Annotated in this window: 20 protein-coding genes; 9 read left to right on the plus strand and 11 right to left on the minus strand. The window is 57.3% G+C overall.

Annotation, left to right across the window (positions count from 1 at the left end):
- Positions 1-2: 2 nt before the first annotated feature.
- The 4 genes from JXQ78_RS09660 to JXQ78_RS09675 all read right to left on the minus strand — a co-directional run bounded on the left by JXQ78_RS09660 (position 3) and on the right by JXQ78_RS09675 (position 5,055).
- A complete protein-coding gene (locus JXQ78_RS09660) occupies positions 3-1,064 on the minus strand; it encodes an ABC transporter permease (protein WP_330630553.1) in 1,062 nt (353 codons plus the stop codon).
- Between the two features lie 134 nt (positions 1,065-1,198).
- Positions 1,199-3,076 carry an ABC transporter substrate-binding protein gene (locus tag JXQ78_RS09665; protein ID WP_330630554.1) on the minus strand — a complete coding sequence of 626 codons (1,878 nt, stop codon included), beginning with the start codon at positions 3,074-3,076 and terminating at the stop codon, positions 1,199-1,201.
- Positions 3,077-3,223: 147 nt separating this feature from the next.
- Positions 3,224-3,493: a DUF7513 family protein gene (locus JXQ78_RS09670; RefSeq protein ID WP_330630555.1), complete on the minus strand. Its 270-nt coding sequence runs from the start codon at positions 3,491-3,493 to the stop codon at positions 3,224-3,226.
- The gene (locus JXQ78_RS09675; RefSeq protein ID WP_330630556.1) at positions 3,490-5,055 is read right to left on the minus strand and encodes a Na+/H+ antiporter NhaC family protein; all 1,566 of its coding nucleotides are present in this window, start codon (positions 5,053-5,055) and stop codon (positions 3,490-3,492) included. Before JXQ78_RS09675 ends, JXQ78_RS09670 begins: the two co-directional genes overlap by 4 nt.
- A 177-nt stretch (positions 5,056-5,232) precedes the next feature.
- On the opposite strand from JXQ78_RS09675, the gene JXQ78_RS09680 reads away from it, so the two are divergent.
- The gene (locus JXQ78_RS09680) at positions 5,233-5,763 is read left to right on the plus strand and encodes a 50S ribosomal protein L16 (RefSeq protein ID WP_330630557.1); all 531 of its coding nucleotides are present in this window, start codon (positions 5,233-5,235) and stop codon (positions 5,761-5,763) included.
- A gap of 14 nt (positions 5,764-5,777) precedes the next feature.
- Here JXQ78_RS09680 and JXQ78_RS09685 read toward each other — a convergent pair whose 3' ends face one another.
- Positions 5,778-6,050, minus strand: a complete 273-nt coding sequence (locus JXQ78_RS09685) for a hypothetical protein (protein ID WP_330630558.1) — start codon at positions 6,048-6,050, stop codon at positions 5,778-5,780.
- A 92-nt stretch (positions 6,051-6,142) separates the two neighbouring features.
- On the opposite strand from JXQ78_RS09685, the gene JXQ78_RS09690 reads away from it, so the two are divergent.
- The 3 genes from JXQ78_RS09690 to JXQ78_RS09700 are packed head-to-tail and all read left to right on the plus strand — an operon-like array spanning position 6,143 to position 7,442.
- The gene (locus JXQ78_RS09690) at positions 6,143-6,532 is read left to right on the plus strand and encodes a 30S ribosomal protein S6e (protein ID WP_330630559.1); all 390 of its coding nucleotides are present in this window, start codon (positions 6,143-6,145) and stop codon (positions 6,530-6,532) included.
- Between the two features lie 15 nt (positions 6,533-6,547).
- Positions 6,548-6,979: a DUF7112 family protein gene (locus JXQ78_RS09695; RefSeq protein WP_330630560.1), complete on the plus strand. Its 432-nt coding sequence runs from the start codon at positions 6,548-6,550 to the stop codon at positions 6,977-6,979.
- Between the two features lie 34 nt (positions 6,980-7,013).
- On the plus strand, positions 7,014-7,442 hold the full coding sequence (locus JXQ78_RS09700) for a DUF5807 family protein (RefSeq protein WP_330630561.1): 429 nt from the start codon (positions 7,014-7,016) through the stop codon (positions 7,440-7,442).
- On the opposite strand, the gene JXQ78_RS09705 is transcribed toward JXQ78_RS09700, so the two are convergent.
- The 3 genes from JXQ78_RS09705 to JXQ78_RS09715 all read right to left on the minus strand — a co-directional run bounded on the left by JXQ78_RS09705 (position 7,432) and on the right by JXQ78_RS09715 (position 10,311).
- Positions 7,432-8,421 (minus strand): glutathione S-transferase family protein, encoded by a 990-nt coding sequence (locus tag JXQ78_RS09705; RefSeq protein ID WP_330630562.1) that lies wholly within the window; start codon positions 8,419-8,421, stop codon positions 7,432-7,434. The two genes, JXQ78_RS09700 and JXQ78_RS09705, sit on opposite strands and share 11 nt — an antisense overlap.
- 70 nt (positions 8,422-8,491) lie before the next feature.
- Positions 8,492-9,667: an inorganic phosphate transporter gene (locus tag JXQ78_RS09710; RefSeq protein ID WP_330630563.1), complete on the minus strand. Its 1,176-nt coding sequence runs from the start codon at positions 9,665-9,667 to the stop codon at positions 8,492-8,494.
- A 53-nt stretch (positions 9,668-9,720) separates the two neighbouring features.
- On the minus strand, positions 9,721-10,311 hold the full coding sequence (locus tag JXQ78_RS09715; RefSeq protein WP_330630564.1) for a DUF7474 family protein: 591 nt from the start codon (positions 10,309-10,311) through the stop codon (positions 9,721-9,723).
- A 90-nt stretch (positions 10,312-10,401) separates the two neighbouring features.
- Here JXQ78_RS09715 and JXQ78_RS09720 point away from each other — a divergent pair, with 90 nt between their 5' ends.
- A complete protein-coding gene (locus JXQ78_RS09720) occupies positions 10,402-11,400 on the plus strand; it encodes a DNA primase regulatory subunit PriL (protein ID WP_330630565.1) in 999 nt (332 codons plus the stop codon).
- A 148-nt stretch (positions 11,401-11,548) separates the two neighbouring features.
- On the opposite strand, the gene JXQ78_RS09725 is transcribed toward JXQ78_RS09720, so the two are convergent.
- The 3 genes from JXQ78_RS09725 to JXQ78_RS09735 all read right to left on the minus strand — a co-directional run bounded on the left by JXQ78_RS09725 (position 11,549) and on the right by JXQ78_RS09735 (position 13,274).
- On the minus strand, positions 11,549-11,983 hold the full coding sequence (locus JXQ78_RS09725) for a hypothetical protein (RefSeq protein WP_330630566.1): 435 nt from the start codon (positions 11,981-11,983) through the stop codon (positions 11,549-11,551).
- 117 nt (positions 11,984-12,100) lie between these two features.
- Positions 12,101-12,532 carry a Holliday junction resolvase Hjc gene (hjc, locus tag JXQ78_RS09730; RefSeq protein WP_330630567.1) on the minus strand — a complete coding sequence of 144 codons (432 nt, stop codon included), beginning with the start codon at positions 12,530-12,532 and terminating at the stop codon, positions 12,101-12,103.
- 382 nt (positions 12,533-12,914) lie between these two features.
- The gene (locus tag JXQ78_RS09735; RefSeq protein ID WP_330630568.1) at positions 12,915-13,274 is read right to left on the minus strand and encodes a hypothetical protein; all 360 of its coding nucleotides are present in this window, start codon (positions 13,272-13,274) and stop codon (positions 12,915-12,917) included.
- 167 nt (positions 13,275-13,441) lie between these two features.
- Between JXQ78_RS09735 and JXQ78_RS09740 the strand changes: the two genes are divergently transcribed.
- The 4 genes from JXQ78_RS09740 (at position 13,442) to JXQ78_RS09755 (ending at position 15,830) form a co-directional block, all read left to right on the plus strand.
- The gene (locus JXQ78_RS09740; RefSeq protein WP_330630569.1) at positions 13,442-13,681 is read left to right on the plus strand and encodes a hypothetical protein; all 240 of its coding nucleotides are present in this window, start codon (positions 13,442-13,444) and stop codon (positions 13,679-13,681) included.
- 273 nt (positions 13,682-13,954) lie between these two features.
- Entirely contained in the window at positions 13,955-14,179 is a 225-nt protein-coding gene (locus JXQ78_RS09745; protein ID WP_330630570.1) for a hypothetical protein, read from the plus strand.
- Positions 14,180-14,305: 126 nt separating this feature from the next.
- On the plus strand, positions 14,306-14,740 hold the full coding sequence (locus JXQ78_RS09750; RefSeq protein WP_330630571.1) for a bis(5'-nucleosyl)-tetraphosphatase: 435 nt from the start codon (positions 14,306-14,308) through the stop codon (positions 14,738-14,740).
- Positions 14,741-14,798: 58 nt separating this feature from the next.
- Positions 14,799-15,830, plus strand: coding sequence for a DUF5787 family protein (locus tag JXQ78_RS09755; RefSeq protein ID WP_330630572.1), 1,032 nt, complete (start codon positions 14,799-14,801; stop codon positions 15,828-15,830).
- The last annotated feature ends 7 nt before the right edge of the window (positions 15,831-15,837 follow it).

Below are 15,837 nucleotides of genomic sequence, written 5' to 3' on the forward strand. Positions count from 1 at the left end.
CGTTAGTCCTCCTGGTACCCCACCCGTGGATCGATCACGGTGTAGAGGAAATCTTGTGCGATATTGATCACGATCAACAACACTGAAAAGAGGAAGATCAGCGTTCCAGCCAGTGGCAGATCGCCCGAGATGATCGACTGCAAGAACAGGTAGCCGATTCCGTTGATGGCAAACACAAGCTCGACGAGCACGGACCCACCAAGCAGCAGATAAGCCTCGGAGGTGATAATCGGCACCAGTGGAATCATTGCATTTCGGAACACGTGTTTCCAGACGATCACACGACGCGTCAGCCCCTTCGCACGGGCCGTCTCAATGTAGTTCGAGTTGATCGTCTCAAGGACTGCAGTTCGGCCGATACGCATTTCGTTGCCCATCGAGGCAGAGCCGAGCACGAGCGCAGCTGGCAGAATCTGCTTGAGCGCGCCCACAAACGAGCCGTCGTCGCCAGGCGTCCACCAGAACGACGCTGGCTCGAACAGCGCGTCAGCTGGCGAAGCGAGAAACGCCAGATCCGGCGGGGTCACGATATCCGTGGGGACGAGCCATCCCGCCCAGTCAAAGCCAAACATCTGCTCAGAGTTGGCCAAAATCGTCATGAGGATGACTGCCAGCCAGAAATTCGGCATGGCCCGCCAGACGATCCCCCCGAACGAGGTGAGATAGTCGTTCCACGAGTTCGAATTTAATCCGGCGTAAAATCCCATTGGGATGCCGATGAACAGCGGGATGAGGACGGCCCAGAAGCCGAGCCAGATCGTCCGTGGCGTGTAACTCCAGATCACGTTTTTGGCCGACTGTCCCGGGTTGATCACCCAGGACTGTCCGAGATCAAGAGTGAACATGCTCGTCATGAAGTTAATATACTGCCCCCACAACGGCTTGTTCATCCCGAGATTTTCTCGGATTTGGGCCGCGGCTTCCGGCGTGTACTGCTGGCCGAGAATTGCCACTACCGGATCAATTGGCCCCAGATACACCATCGCGAAGGCAATGGTGCCGGCGATGATCAACACCGGAAATGAGAGCAGTATTCGCCGTGCGAGATATTGGTGGCGACTCATGGCGTGTTGCTCCCCCGTGATTGTTCGTGATGCGACAGTACAGCGTTGCTACTGCCGGACCGACTGTTCCCCCGTTGCGTGTGATACTGAGCGATCATAGAACTACAAGAGACGAGTACGCGACGCGCCCGGTGTTATTCGGGCCGTGCGTCAGATTCGTGAACTTTGTACTGGTTTTTCATCTGTCGAGAGATTCCCATCGAGCCGGGTTTTGGGAACTCCAGCCAGTCGTACCAGAAGGTGTAGCCCTTATCATGGGCGAAGTTGATGAATCCAACATCCTCCCAGTTGGCCTCCTCGATCTCGAGATACGCTTCCTCGCGCTTTTGCTGTGCCTCGTCGCCCGGACCCGTGTTGTTCATCACCGTTTCGTACGCCTTGGTGGCCACGTCGGCCGCGTCACCGTTCTCAGACGTCCAGTTGATGTACGACGACGGTGCTTCCGAGCTCGTGTCCGTCCGTGGCGGGTAGAGCAGTGCAAGGAAGTTGTCCGGCGCTGGCCAGTCGGCGACCCATCCGAGCGTGTACATGTCGAGATTGCCGTTGAGACCGTTCTCGAGCATCGTGGAGAACTCCATTTCCTTGACGGTAACGTCGATGAACGCCGAGGCCGCCTTATCCCGCACTTTCCCGGCGAGGTTTTTCCAGGTGGAGTCTTTGTAATGGGACAGCGTGAGCTCGGCTTTGTTGTTCTCGCCGTAGCCAGCGTCCTTCATCACCTTTTTCGCCTCGCTCATCATCGTCTTGTTGTAGCCGTACGGATAGCCGTCCTTTCCGTACTCGGTGACAGAGCCCTTACCGGATTTGGCGTGGGCAGTGTACGAATCGGGACCGCCAGGGAAGGCCGCTTTTGGCGTCAGATGATAGCCTGGCGTTTTGCGCTGTTTGAACACGCTCTCGCTGACCTCCTGATGGTTCATGATGTAGGCGATCGCCTGGCGAACCGGTTTGGGGACGTTGTCCATGTTGAACCCCAGATAGCGTGTGTTGACAACCGGTCGGACCATCACGTTGACGCGTTCGTCGACCTCGGAGGTCTCGTACGTTCCCGTCTTTCGGCCGAGATCGTCGGCTTCACCCTCGAGGTTCATCTTCTTCGGGTCGAACTTCGAGGTTGGGATATTGAAGTGGTCGTGTTTCTTCTCCATCGCCGTGGTGAAACTTGCAGTGGAGTCCTCGATCACGGTCCAGTGGATGCCGGCGTTCGTGGCGACCTCACCGTGGTAGTCGTCGTAGCGGGTGACGGAGGCTTCGGTGCCCTGTTTCCATTTTTCGAACTGGTATGGGCCAGCACCGATCGGATTGGACGAGGCAAACTTCTCGTATTTCATCTCCCCATCGTAGCCGTCGATGTCGCCGACAACGCCCTCGGGGACTGCGGCGAAGGAGGTGTAGGCAAGCAACTGAAGCGCTGCGTGGAACGGCTGTGCGAGCTTGATTTCCAGGGTAGTCTCGTCTTTGGCCGTGACACCGATGGTTCCTGGCTTGTAGTTCCCCTCTCCGTCGGTTTCGTGGGTGACGCCAAGATCGTCGAGCAGGAAGTACGCACGCTGGGAGTTCTTCGAGGTCGCCAGCCGCTCGAAGGAGTAGACGAAGTCGTTCGCGGTGACTTTGTCCCCGTTGTGGAATGTAGCCTCTTTGAGCGTGAACGTGTAGGTTTTCCCGTCTTCGGACGTTTCGTAGTCCGAGGCAAGCAGCGCTTCGGCTGTCTTTTTCCCGTTCACGTAGTTCGTCAGCGGATCAAACAGCTGCTGGATCACTCGTCCCGATGCCGTATCGGCGGCGGCGATCGGATCGAACGTCGTGATCGTCGAGTTGTTCGCTCGAACGACGAGATCCTCGTTCACTTCGCCGATATCGGTTGGACCGCTTGAGCCGCCACCGTCGCCGTCGGTGCCACCATCATCGTCACCACCGGAGTTACCGGAACAGCCCGCGAGTGCGGCCGCCGCTGCGACACCTCCCGTTGCTTTCAGAAATCCTCGCCGTGATACTGATTCTCTACCGGACATTATGGATGTATCGTAATTCGTATACAACTTAAGTTCTCTGGTAACAACAATCGCGATTTTTCTTAATGACTGGATACAAATTCCTCTGTTCACACTCACATCAAGGCACACAATCAGACGTTGATGGACAAAAACGTTCGCTACTGCTCACTCGACGGCGTCGTGATGGAGACGTTCGAGGAGTTTTGCCGATCCAGTGTGTTCCTGGTCGTCGAAGCTAGTGATTTCGACGATTGCCCGCGAGCCAGCGAGCTCGGGTGGGGCATCCTCGATGAACAGCTTTGTATCGCCGACACTCGCAACGGGCGTCCCATCGATGACATCGAACACGAACAGCTCGACCGACTCGCCCGGCTCGAACGCCGGCGTGTTCGTTCTGAACTGCCAGCCTTTGAGATATTTTTCGAGCAAGCTCATACCCTGGTCACCTCCGTGGACTCACGGTCGGTAACGTACTCCAGCCCGAAGCCGGTGACCGCCGCCACCAGAAAGACGGCGAACAGGAGCCAGCCGTGGAAGACGTACGGAACAACTTTCGCCGGATTGACGACCATCGACTGGGTAAACCAGTCGAACTGCCCCGGGAGATTCTGGATTGCGGCGTAGCCGACGAGCACGCCACCCGCCCACGGGAAGATGTAGCCCATCGCCGTGGTGTTTGCATCGAGGATGTTTGCGCGCCGATAGCCGTTGATGTTGAATCGTTCGCCGATCCGTGCGATATACGGCGCGATCGTGATCTCTGCTGCCGTGTTGATCGTGATCATGGCATTGACCAGCCCGGTGCCGATAACCATCACGACCTCGGCCCGACGGACGGTGGTGGCCACGCGTGTGAGCAGCCACTCCTGGAGCGCTTCGAATGCGCCTCCGCGGATCATGATCCGAGAGCCAGCGACGATCAACAACACCAGCATTGCCAGTGGGAAAAAGCCCTCAGCGCCACTGTAGATGCTCCCGCCGACGCCGGTGTCTGCGGGCGCAACCAGCTCAACCATCGGCAATCCTGAAAGCGACTGCCCGAGCGCAAACTGATTCGACACTTTGAACACGACCATGTCGCTGATCGATGCGAGCCCCAGGACCACGTTCAGTATCATCGCGACGATCAGCCCCAGGGAAATCGCTTCGATGATGTGCCGGCCCATAATCGCCGTTGTGATCACGACGAACATCGAGAGCAGATGCACGAGACCGATCGGCTCGCTGTTTTGCACGAACAGATCCTGGGCACTCTGTGCGATCTCCTGACCCCCCATAAACTGCCCGGCTACGAGATACGCTATAAATGCCAGCACTGCCGCAACGATGGCGTATTTGAATCGGGAGGCAACCACCCCACCGATGTCTGACTCCTGGGTGACGGCGCTCACGATCGTGGTGTCGCTCACCGGCGCGAGGTTGTCACCGAATGCGGCTCCAGAGAGAATCGCACCGAACAACAGCGTCGGGTTTGCTCCCAGGAGCACGCCAGCCGGAAAGATAAGCGTCGAGAACGCAACGGTCGTCCCGTAACCAGTGCCGATCCCCGTTGCGAGCAACGCCGCTAACACGAACGTCACCGCCGGGAATAGCGCCGACCCGACGTTCAACACGTCCGCCGCCCAGACGAGCCCCGAGACGAATCCACCGACCTGGATCGTCTCCGAAAACATGCCCGCCCACAGCCAGGCGACGATCGCCGTCGCAGCCACGCGCTGGGTCATTCCATCGAACACCGTGTTGGCGTAGGTCTTCCAGTCCCCACGCACGAACAACATCCCCGCGATCAGACTGAGCAACATCCCCGCTACCAGTCCTGTGGTATCGCTGATTCGCAAAATTCCACTCTGGACGATCGCCCATACGATAAACAGCGCGATGGGCAACCCACTCATCCATTTTCCCCCGTAGAACTCGATCCGATCCGCGGATCGAGCCTGCTGGGCCTGTGCCAGCTCCTCGGTTACGTCGCTCGACTCTTCAGCATCCCCACTCATACGATATCCATGGAAATGAGAAGCAACCACTTCAACCTTCATAATTTTAAATGAATTATAAAATTATACTGTGATATCAAAAAATCTGAAATTCATTGTATAGTGGCAGTTGGGGCCACCAGAATATCGGACTGGTTCGAAGGGTTTATTCACAGTCTGGGCGTGATCTAGCGTACTATGGCCGATAAGCCCGCCACGATGTACCGGGATATCGATAAGCCGTCGTACACGCGACGGGAGTACATCACAGGCATTCCCGGTTCGAAGATCGCACAGTATAAGATGGGCGCAATTGACGCCGAACCAGCGTCGTATCCGGTTCAGATCAGTCTCAAAGTCGAAGAGCCGGTGCAGGTCCGTCACGGCTCGATGGAAGCTGCGCGTCTCTCTGCGAACCGACATCTGATCAAAGAGCTTGGTGAGAAAAACTACAAGATGATCCTCCGGAAGTTCCCTCACCAGGTGCTTCGGGAGAACAAACAGGCGACGGGTGCCGGCGCAGATCGTGTTTCCGATGGTATGCGCCAGGCGTTCGGCAAGATCGTTGGCACGGCCGCACGCATCCAAAACGGCGAGCGGCTGTTTACGATCTGGTGTGAGCCCGATCAGGCACCAGTCGCCAAGGAGGCACTCCGTCGTGCGTACAATAAGCTCTCACCGCCATGCCGGATCGTCGTCGAGCGTGGCGAGAACCTGCTCGTCGCCTGAGTGCGGGCGTTGTGTTAGGCTTCGTCGATCGCTCGGACCTGAAACCGTTCGTAACCACCGTAGGCGACGGTCAATGAACCGATCCACCAGTTCCACCGATCGACGAGCGACTCCTCCGGTGCATCACGCAGATTTCCTTCGATCACCGAGATGGTGAGTTCGTGGCCGGTGTCTGCCGTATACCGCCCTGAATCCGCCAGATCGATCGCCTGTCGAACGACGACGCGTCGTTCTGGCGGTTTTGGGGCAAACGCATCGAGTGCGCTTTGCAGCCGATCGCGGTCCATATCTCGTCCTCGGAGAGCATACTCTTGTCTTTGACGACACATTGACGCTTCGTTTCAGTACGCTTTTGGGTCCTGACCGACTCACGAACGATATGGCTGAATTTCAGGTTGCCGTCGCTGATCCGGATGCCGGGGCGACCTACCAGTTCGATGTCGATGGACAAACTGCAAACCGCTTTATTGGCCGCGAACTCGGCGACGAGGTCGATGCCGGTGCCGTTGGTCTCGATGGCTATTCGGTTGAGCTCACGGGCGGGTCGGACAACGCCGGACGGCCAATGCGCGCCGACGTTTCCGGATCGAGTCTGTCGAAGCTGTTGCTCACCGACGGCGTCGGATTCAACCCGTCGGTCGAGGGCGAGCGCAAGCGTGTGACCGTTCGCGGCAGCGAGATCAGCGAAGAGACCAGACAGATCAACGCGAAGATCACCGAGCGCGGCGACGCGTCGATTGACGAGCTGCTCGGCGACGACGAGGAGTAAGTTTCTTTTTTTATTGTGTCTGCGCGTATTCAACACGATCATCCCTCGATTGAGACCGTCCGGGCGACGATCGAACGAGCGGGATCGACAGCCCATCCACGGCTGGTCTTCCCCGAAGAGCCCTCGCTCTTTCCAGAGGGGTTGATTCACGTGACGCTTTCTGACAGCCAGTATCGTGGACTGCTCGATCACAACTTCGAGGGCGTTCCACAGCTTCGGAGCGTCTACGACAACGCACGACTCGCACGCAGTCGCGATCCGGACGCATCCAATCGGCTCCGTGAGTGGTTTGCCAATAGCGACCTCGAATTCGGTCGGTCGGTCCATATTGACGTTATCGAGCCCGGCCATCAGTACGGCATTCGGGTGCCGGGTGCGTCTGCGGTGTACACCCCAGTTTCAAAACCCGACGACTCGCTTGCCTCGATTGCCGAGGAACTCGAGTAGGTCGGCTTTTCCGTTGTGGACCGGTAGCGCTCGTATGAACGAGCGACGACGATCGTTTCTGGCCGGTGAGCGCCTGGACGACGTACTGCTCTATCTGTCCGATGCGGTGGTGTCGAACGCTGAGGAGCTAACAGAGTACGGCGACACCGTCGACGATGGTGTCGTGTTGGTCCTCTCCGGAGAGAAGGGCCGTACCGTTTTCGAGCAGGCGGTTGGCGTGCCGGCGATGACGTTCGCAAGCGGCGCAATGGAGACGGAAGGAACGATCGAACACGACTGCACGCACGGGGACTGTCCCGTGGCCGACCCGAGCGATCCACACGAGCTTCGGTTCGTGCTCGCGTTCGGTGAAGCACAGAACGAGGACGTGGGCGGCATCTACGCGGAGGGTGACGTAATCCACGCGTACGGGGCCTGTACGTGTGGCGAATCGTACTCCGATCGCTGGCTCGCTACCGAGTGAGCTCTGGGGGTGGTCCACCCGCGAAGCGATCGCGATCGTGTGGCGCTGTAAAATCGTGGCCCGGCCCAACGGCGACGATTCCCTTCGGGTTGATATCAGTGTGGGTTCGGTAGTAGTGTTCTCGGATGTGCTTGAGATTCACCGTTTGTGCCACATCAGGTAGCTGATAGAGCTCCTTACAGTAGTTCCACAGCGCGTCGTATTCGCTGATTTTTCGCCGGTTACAGAAAAAATGGGTGTGATAGACGTCATCGAATCGGATGAGCGTCGTAAACATTGCCAGGTCGGCTTCGGTGAGCCGATCGCCGGCCAGATACCGCTGCGTTGAGAGCAGCTCGTTGTACTGATCGAGTGCGTCGAACAGTTCGTCTACTGCCGATTCGTAGGCCGACTGGGTCGTCGCAAACCCAGCCCGGTAGACGCCGTTGTTGATCGGCCCGTAGATCGACTCGATCAGCCGATCGATCTCTTCTCGGTAGCCCTCAGGGAAGAGTGTCACCGACGAGCGCCCGAACTCAGCAAACGCCGTATCGAACATTCGCATGATCTCTGCGGACTCGTTGTTGACGATCGTCTCCGTTTTCCTGTCCCACAACACCGGCACAGTTACACGCCCGGTGTAGTTCGGATCGGCAGCCACGTACAGCTCCCGGAGATATGACGCTCCGGTGGCGGTGTCGGGTGTACAGCCTGCCTTTTCCGGCGTGAACTGCCAGCCGTTTTCATCGCGATACGGATCGACCACATTGACGCTGATCACGTCCGCAAGCCCTCGGAGCGCTCGTGTGATGAGCGTCCGGTGTGCCCACGGACAGGCGAGTGAGACGTACAGGTGATACCGACCGCTCGCTACCGGAAACTCAGCATTCGCATCGGCCGACACCCGCGACCGAAACGTGGTTGCTTCTCGCTCGAAATCTCCATTTTCGTCCGTCAATGCCGCCGGATCGCCCCACTCCCCATCGACGAACTGGTACATGCTGATGGAGAGGGCTTCACACTGGATAAGTTGCTTCGAAAAAATGTTGAAATTATCGTGTTATGGCCGCTCACACGCCGATTACGTATTTGAAGACGAAATACGCGGCGATGGCCGCAAACGACGGCGTGAGCATCCAGAGGACGAACACCCGAGCGGTGGCGGACGGATCGAACAGTTCTCGGGCGGTGAACGTGTTCGGATCAGGGTCGCCGATGTCAGGCACCTCGCGTGGACCGATTTCAACCGACGACTCTGAATGTGCGCCGTGACTGGATGGATCACGGATCGCTTCCGCTGCGACGTGTGAGAGCGTCACGGTTCTCGTCGCGCGTCCCCACCCCAGTCCGACGATACACATCGTGGCGCTCACGGCGAGCGAAGCCGGAATCCCCAGATTCGAGAGCGTCGTGATGATCGTCGCACTGACGATTTCGACGATCAACGCCGCGAGTATTGGGAGATCTGTGAGGTCGTTCCCGACAGTGTCGAGCGTTCTGCGGGCGATCGAAAACGCGCCAATTCCAATGGCAACCGATCCGAGCACGACACCGACGTTCATGCTCAGTGCATTGTTAGCGATCAACGGCGCGACGGCGTTCGCGACGTTCGATGCTCCCGCCGAGAATGCCATATAACAGGCGACCACAACGACGAGCACGTTGCCCAGTAGCTCCATCCGGTCAGTGTTCGGTCCAAGTCTGGGGATCGGGACCGCTCCCGATCGATCAAACACGATGAGTGGCCCATCGCTGTTATCAAGTGGAAATCTGACGGCCAGGTGGGGATAAAGATACCGACCAATGACGGCACAGATCCAAAAGGCCACGATCGGAGCGATTAGCCACCAGACGACGATCTCGCCGAGGACCGCCCAGCGGAGCGTCTCAGTGGCAACGCCGAGGCCAGCAATCGCACCGACGGCCGTCATCGATGTCGAGGCCGGCACCCCGAACAGGTTCGAGATGAGCAGCGCGATCCCAACGAACAACAGAACACCGGCGGCCCCCTCAAGCGTGTACACCTCCCGGGGGACTACGTCGACGCTCATCGTTTTGATGACATTTTTGCCCGTTGTGAACCCCCCCAGGAATGCGAACACAGTCATCAGCGTGGCCGCACCCAGTTTCGACACCGATCGCGATCCGACAGCCGGGCCGAACGCTACACCGGTAGAAGAGCCCCCGATGTTGAATCCGACGAACACCGCCGTCGCTATCCCGAAGACGAGCAAAAGACTGACCATATGGAATATATGAAATCCTGCCTATTTTTACTTCGTGGTTGTTGTGGCTTTGTTCATCGACGGCGTTTGATTACGTTCGCCGCCTCCTCTGCGGCCTGCTTCCAGCCGTAGCCCCGCACGTAAACATGTCGTTTTCCAGTGACGACTGCCTCCGGGGATTCTTCTTCGAAGCCGCCACGGTCCCACGTCCCGGAGTCGCGCAGCCAGTCGGTAACGCGTTCGCGTGTTTCTGGCCAGGAAAGCCCAACCATTTCGTAGTAGGCGACGAGTGCGAACACGGCGTGGTCATGACAGCCCGGCACGCTTCCGTGCTCGTAGATCGTCTGGAGCGAATCGTGTGTTGGCACCGCAACCTGTTCGCTGAACTCCTCGGGTGAGAGGAGTTCGAGCGCGCCGCTGTCGGTTTCTCGGATTCGCTGGTCGTGTCGGAGTCGGCTGAGTGCGGCCGAATGGAGACGATCCCAGCGAACGGGGATGGCTTCACGGAGGTGTCCCTCCCGGAGCGGTCCGTCAGTGAGCGTGCTTAAGATGTTCACGTACGCACGCTCGATCGTGGTCCAGTCGGTTCCATCGAATCGACAGTCGCTCTCGTGGAGGCTGCTCGTTGTTCGACAGTCCGGACAGGGATACTCGAACCGTGCCACGAGCGTGGATACGCTGTGGGATACAGAAAGCGTTCGGATTTGAGCGCTCGGACCGCCGTGTTTATTCTTCGGCACGTCCAATTCGAGCGTATGGAGGCGATCCACGCGCGCTATCCGTTTCTCGACCCGGCTCGCACGGCGGTCGCAGAGGCGGATGTGGATCTTGCCGCACTCATACGAGCGGACGATCCAGCCGTCGCCCGGAGTCAAGATCGCGTTACGATCGCGCTGACCGAGGGGACCATCGAATCAGATCGTCGGGTACCAACCCGCACTGAGTTGCTATCGTATCCCCTCGGTCGGGTGCTGATCTCGTTGATCGACGTCCCTGGTGCGATGGATAAATACGCCGAGGCAGAAGCGAACACCGCCTATGAGCGCATTCGCGAGGATTGCTCACGTGAGGATCGCTCGATCACGCTTGCGGCCATCGCAACGGATCTCGGCGTTGGTGACTCGATCGAGTGGCCGAGCGGCGACGCCGGTCGGTATCGCATTTCTGTCGAGCGGTATCTCGAACTCGCGCCCGACGATGAATCGTGGTCGCTCGCGGTGCGCGAACTGGCCGATGGGTACGTCACCATCGCTCGCGAGGAGTTGCTCGAGTTGCTCCGTCGGACGATCGAACGCCAGGTCCGTGCGGGGTTGCCGTTCGACGTTCCGCCGACGATCGAGGATGCGCTTGCACCAACCGTGGCCGCAATCGAAACACAGCTTTCGGGGGTTTCCTATCCAGCCTCGATTGATCGGTTCGAGCCCGAGGCGTTTCCGTCGTGCATTCGGTCGCTTTTGGAGCGAGCACCATCAGAACCGCTCGATCCGCTCGAACGGTTTGCGCTCATCACTTGCTGTAGCGCGGTTGGTCTTGACGCAGACGAGATCGTCCAGCGCTGTGGTCGCGACGACGAGTCGTTCGTCTACGCCACCGAACGACTCGCCGGCGAGACGCTGCCGTATCCGCCACCGAGTTTCGAGATGCTCCAGGAGGCTGGTATCTGCTCTGGGGAACACGATGGATACGAACACCCGCTTGTGGCGTATGCGGACTCGCTTTCCGATTCGTCTACTGCTGTTTCACAGACCGAATGAGAAGTATGGGGCGCATTCGTCCCGCGTGAACGCTCCACACAACCCCTTCGTTTCGACTGGAGATACTGTATAAACACATGATGTGAATTCACCGGAAGACAACCAGTTTCGATCTTTTAGACTGATTTTAATTGCAGTATGCTAGTCATCAGACGCTCAGTCGAACACCCAGATCATTTTTCAGGGCGAACTCACAGAGGGGTATCAATCGGAGTTCGAACTGCGATTCCCATGCTTCTGGGTCACCTTCTCGTTTCATTGTCCGCTTTCCAGTTCGCAACCGATCGATGAAGGTGCGGATGTCCGCTCCATAGATGATCTCTTGTTCAAGTGTAAACAAACCACTCATCTCAACACCATGAATATCTGATGAAAAGACCTCGCAGATAGGCTTTTTCGGATTCTCTTTGTCTGCAATTCTTTCAAGTGCGATTTCTCTCTGCTTGTTACTGGTAAGCTCTTCCGGTGTGACGTCTGCTCTGAATTCTAGCTCTTTTTTCGCAAGATGATCGTAGTATCTGGTAATTGTGTCGTTACCAAATAGCGTCTGACCGCTATCTTCCAGACAAATTTGGGCGCTCATGATCGGAATTTTCACTCCTCACAGTCACAATCTGCAAACCTCACCCAGCCGTCCACTGACCGATACTAGCGATCTATGCCACACACCACACATCCGCAGCACCACCCACAATCTGGTTCAGTTTGTTCGTGAGAACTCTTCGATCGTCGTTTTCGTCGAGTTGCCGGTGAGCTCCTTGATATCCGTACCGTCTGCGAGCGCCGTTTCGCGTTTGACGCGGTAGTTGCCGCCATCGGTCGTGTAGCAGTCACCCGGATGGAAGAAATACCAGTCCTCTCGGTCGAATCGCACCCCAATTCGGGGCTTTGCGCCGAAGTTCTGGGCGAAAAACACCAGCCCTTCAACCTCCTCACCCGTCAGATAGATCGGATCGCCGCTGGACGATTTTGCCTCGATGGCGAAAAAGGACGTTCCATCGCCCGCCAGCACGTCGGGAAGCTCCCGGTCGGTAGCGGACCCGCTTGCCGGCGCGCGCATCACCGCGAATCCATGGTCGTCCAGCCGATTGACGAGCTCTCGCTCCCGGCGCTCTCCCTTTCGATTGGCCATACCCTCCGATTCATCCGGCACCACCTAAAGTGGTGGCGGTCGCAACCGCACGAAGGCACTGGATTCCTTTAGGGCGATTAAAGCATTTAGAATTATTAATAATTATGTTTATCACGATGGGAGCCAATCAGTGAGATACGCCATGATGGAGTACACAGACACCGAGAACATCGGCGCACCGGCGGTTCCGCTACTGAACGGCGACGACAGCATCGAAACGATGGGCGAGATCGTCTGGCGACAGTAACTACCCTGCTTTGCCTGCAGTCCGTCCCACTGGTTACCAGTTGATAGAGCAATCTACACCGGATGTGTTATTACACCGAATAGCGGTCCTGCTTTTCGAGCTGTATCAGCGTGTTCAATCCGAATTGTCTTCCTGTTACAATTTCTCAGTAATCGGGGCAAACGAGGTTAATTGGTGAACTGGGCGAGTGAGATACCAGTATATAGAAAGAAAGATGAGTAGCAATCCGCTGATGAGCAGGATCGGCTCGCCAATCCCGCTTGAAAACCCTGAGAAGACAAGCAAGAAAAGGCCAATTACAAACCCGAGGCGGCGACCAGCACGACCACGAATCGTGTATAGTTTTGATGTACAGTCTGAACATACATGTGCTGATTCATCAATAACGGAGCGACAGCCACCACACACATAGTCTCCTTCGTGAGTCTTTATTCTCTCCCGATTTTGGTTTTTACCCATCAGCTGTCGCAACAGAAGAATGTCTATTATGTCCATGATGAATAGCAATTATTTACAAAATATATATGTTTTGGTCACACGGCTCACAGCATGTCTCACAGGTCCCAGTGATCGCTTGACGGGGAATCAGTGGTCCAATCACAAGGTGTTTGTTTACTGGCGGGTACGCACTCCCATGGAGCAACACAGCGGGGGGTGGACCGATGCCTGATCCGTTTTCGCAGACACCAAATTTCAGAAAGTTCGCGCTGTATCGCCACGACGACAGTTCTGGCGTCTCCGGAACGGGTGTCGTTGCGTACGGGGTTCAGTTCCCGCCACCGAACGGCAAATGTGTCGTCGGCTGGACTACCGACGTTGGAAGTGTCGGCGTCTACGACAACATCGAGGATGTACAGGCGATTCACGGCCACGAAGGCGGCACCGACGTGATCTGGGAGTGAGATCTCCCATTTCTTAAAAATTTCCAGATGGTTCTGTGTGAATATTGTAGTGGGTGGCTGAGCACGGTGTTTCTTGCGAGCGAGTTGGCTGACTACATGACCGGCGAATCGCTCCTGGTTGATGGTGGCCTGATCAACTGCGAATACATCTCATGAATCAATCCAGCATTTGTGGCTCCGGGACACTTTATACACCACTCGACAGCACCTAGCACCACTGGGAATCGAATCACACACAATCGGGTGCTGTGATTGACCCCAGCCATACGAACCATGACAACGAAACTCCGAACCGCACTAACCGCATTGTTGCTGTTGGGATTGCTCGCTGGCGCTACGGGACCCGCTGTGGCAGAAACAACCGAAATAAACAGTGGCGAGACGACGGTCGTCTCGGACAATGATCTCATCGAGCTTGATCACGTTGCAAACAACATCAGTGTTAACGTCCTCGGCGTGCAAGTTGACGACAGCGAAGCCAGTCTGCTGTCATCGTAACGAAACTGGTTCATTTTTTCACGTTCTACTGGATAGAATCCAGCTTACATCGAACGCGTACCACATTCTGACGAAGAAGGTAGAGAGGGCGACATTCTCTTAACCCAGGGTGGAGTATCAATCGATATGATTGAGGCCACGAGCGCCGGAGCAATCTTGTTCCGTGATACACGTGGCCGTCGAGAGTATCTGCTCCTTAAAAGCCGCACCGGTGATTGGGAGTTTCCCAAGGGCGGCGTCGAGGGCTCTGAGGAATTACAGCAGACGGCCATTCGCGAAGTCGGCGAGGAAGCGGGCATCGACGACATTCGACTCATCGACGGTTTCAGAGAAGATTACGACTACGTCTTTCAGGCGGGCAACGACACGATTCACAAGACAGTCCACCTGTTCATCGCCAAGTCGTTCGAGGCGAGCGCGGAGCTCTCCTCCGAACACAACGATCTCCAGTGGCGAGACTACGACCAGGCGATCAATACCCTGACACAGGACGGGCCACGGGTAGTGCTCAGACACGCCCACGAGTTTCTCAACAACGGAGGGCTCCACGGGGAACTGTAGACTCCCCTGGCGAGCCCAAACGGTCTTTGGCGTCCACGTCAATGACTCCGACAGCGCCGTGTCTGAGTTTCCGTTCGAACTCCGCGTCTGTCAGTGGGCCGAACGAGCCTGGCCGCCAGCGAACGCCACGGCAGACGCTGCGATCGTCGCCAGACAGCTTGGCACCCGCAACCGTCGGTGGGACACGATCGTCGTCGAGAGCACCGACGAGAAACTTCGATCTCGCGCGCGATTTGGTCGTCAGCGTCTCAACGAGCTCCAGCTGTTCGTGCTCACCAACGCGCCCGAATCGTGGTGCTACTACCGGGATGCGCTGGCAGATCCCCCGACTAGCTGGCGGTATATCCGCGAGACGATCAACGAGGCCGCCGATCGAGCCGTTCTGGATCGGCGCAAACGGGGCGGTCGCATCGAGATAAGGCAAAAATGGCCGTATCCAGACTGGATCGATGGGCTCGTGGCGATCGAAAACAAGCCCGATCTCACTGCGAGCGCGGCCGATCAGCTCACAGAACAGCTGGAGTTTGACGTTGCGCTCGGGCTTGCAGACACCGTCTGGGTGGCAACCGAGACAACCAATGAACGCGTCGAACCAGTGTTGTTGGAGTCACTGCCGGTTGCGGCTGGTATCCTCACGTTCGATTGGAACGAAACCCCGCCAGCAACGGTCTCCTGGCGACCACGACGATTGAGAGAATCGACGGGAACACGGATTCTAGAACGTGGTGTGGCCGATGAACACACCCAGCGGGCCGCCCGATTCGAGTACGTAGCGAAAGATTGGCTCCGTTTGAAACGGCTTGCGATCGCCGAGCGAGCCTACGAACGGGGCTGGCGCAGCTACATCGAATCAGTGCGCCCTGACTGTCGGTGGTTTACACTTTCACCAGGTGATGTTCGGGAGATGCCTGACTGTCGTGCACTTGAGCGGTCGCCCACGCCACAGCACTGTCGACAGCACTGTCAGGCGTTCGAACCCGAACCGCCAGGATGGCGAACACAGGGCTGGCCGATCAATGGTGGGCCAGGGGCGGCCATCAAGCGACTGCTCGACCGTCGGCGTCGCCGTCACCGCCCCGGTCTGGAGTGATGATGGC

The organism is Halocatena halophila (genome assembly GCA_027563145.1).
In the GTDB taxonomy this organism is placed as follows: Archaea; Halobacteriota; Halobacteria; order Halobacteriales; family Haloarculaceae; genus Halocatena; species Halocatena halophila.

Excerpts from the sequence above, each read along its gene's own strand:
- JXQ78_RS09660 (WP_330630553.1), bottom strand. The coding sequence starts at position 1,064 with ATGAGTCGCCACCAATATCTCGCACGGCGAATACTGCTCTCATTTCCG.
- JXQ78_RS09665 (WP_330630554.1), bottom strand. The coding sequence starts at position 3,076 with ATGTCCGGTAGAGAATCAGTATCACGGCGAGGATTTCTGAAAGCAACG.
- JXQ78_RS09670 (WP_330630555.1), bottom strand. The coding sequence starts at position 3,493 with ATGAGCTTGCTCGAAAAATATCTCAAAGGCTGGCAGTTCAGAACGAAC.
- JXQ78_RS09675 (WP_330630556.1), bottom strand. The coding sequence starts at position 5,055 with ATGAGTGGGGATGCTGAAGAGTCGAGCGACGTAACCGAGGAGCTGGCA.
- JXQ78_RS09680 (WP_330630557.1), top strand. The coding sequence starts at position 5,233 with ATGGCCGATAAGCCCGCCACGATGTACCGGGATATCGATAAGCCGTCG.
- JXQ78_RS09685 (WP_330630558.1), bottom strand. The coding sequence starts at position 6,050 with ATGGACCGCGATCGGCTGCAAAGCGCACTCGATGCGTTTGCCCCAAAA.
- JXQ78_RS09690 (WP_330630559.1), top strand. The coding sequence starts at position 6,143 with ATGGCTGAATTTCAGGTTGCCGTCGCTGATCCGGATGCCGGGGCGACC.
- JXQ78_RS09700 (WP_330630561.1), top strand. The coding sequence starts at position 7,014 with ATGAACGAGCGACGACGATCGTTTCTGGCCGGTGAGCGCCTGGACGAC.
- JXQ78_RS09705 (WP_330630562.1), bottom strand. The coding sequence starts at position 8,421 with ATGTACCAGTTCGTCGATGGGGAGTGGGGCGATCCGGCGGCATTGACG.
- JXQ78_RS09710 (WP_330630563.1), bottom strand. The coding sequence starts at position 9,667 with ATGGTCAGTCTTTTGCTCGTCTTCGGGATAGCGACGGCGGTGTTCGTC.
- JXQ78_RS09720 (WP_330630565.1), top strand. The coding sequence starts at position 10,402 with ATGGAGGCGATCCACGCGCGCTATCCGTTTCTCGACCCGGCTCGCACG.
- JXQ78_RS09725 (WP_330630566.1), bottom strand. The coding sequence starts at position 11,983 with ATGAGCGCCCAAATTTGTCTGGAAGATAGCGGTCAGACGCTATTTGGT.
- hjc (WP_330630567.1), bottom strand. The coding sequence starts at position 12,532 with ATGGCCAATCGAAAGGGAGAGCGCCGGGAGCGAGAGCTCGTCAATCGG.
- JXQ78_RS09735 (WP_330630568.1), bottom strand. The coding sequence starts at position 13,274 with ATGGACATAATAGACATTCTTCTGTTGCGACAGCTGATGGGTAAAAAC.
- JXQ78_RS09740 (WP_330630569.1), top strand. The coding sequence starts at position 13,442 with ATGCCTGATCCGTTTTCGCAGACACCAAATTTCAGAAAGTTCGCGCTG.
- JXQ78_RS09745 (WP_330630570.1), top strand. The coding sequence starts at position 13,955 with ATGACAACGAAACTCCGAACCGCACTAACCGCATTGTTGCTGTTGGGA.
- JXQ78_RS09750 (WP_330630571.1), top strand. The coding sequence starts at position 14,306 with ATGATTGAGGCCACGAGCGCCGGAGCAATCTTGTTCCGTGATACACGT.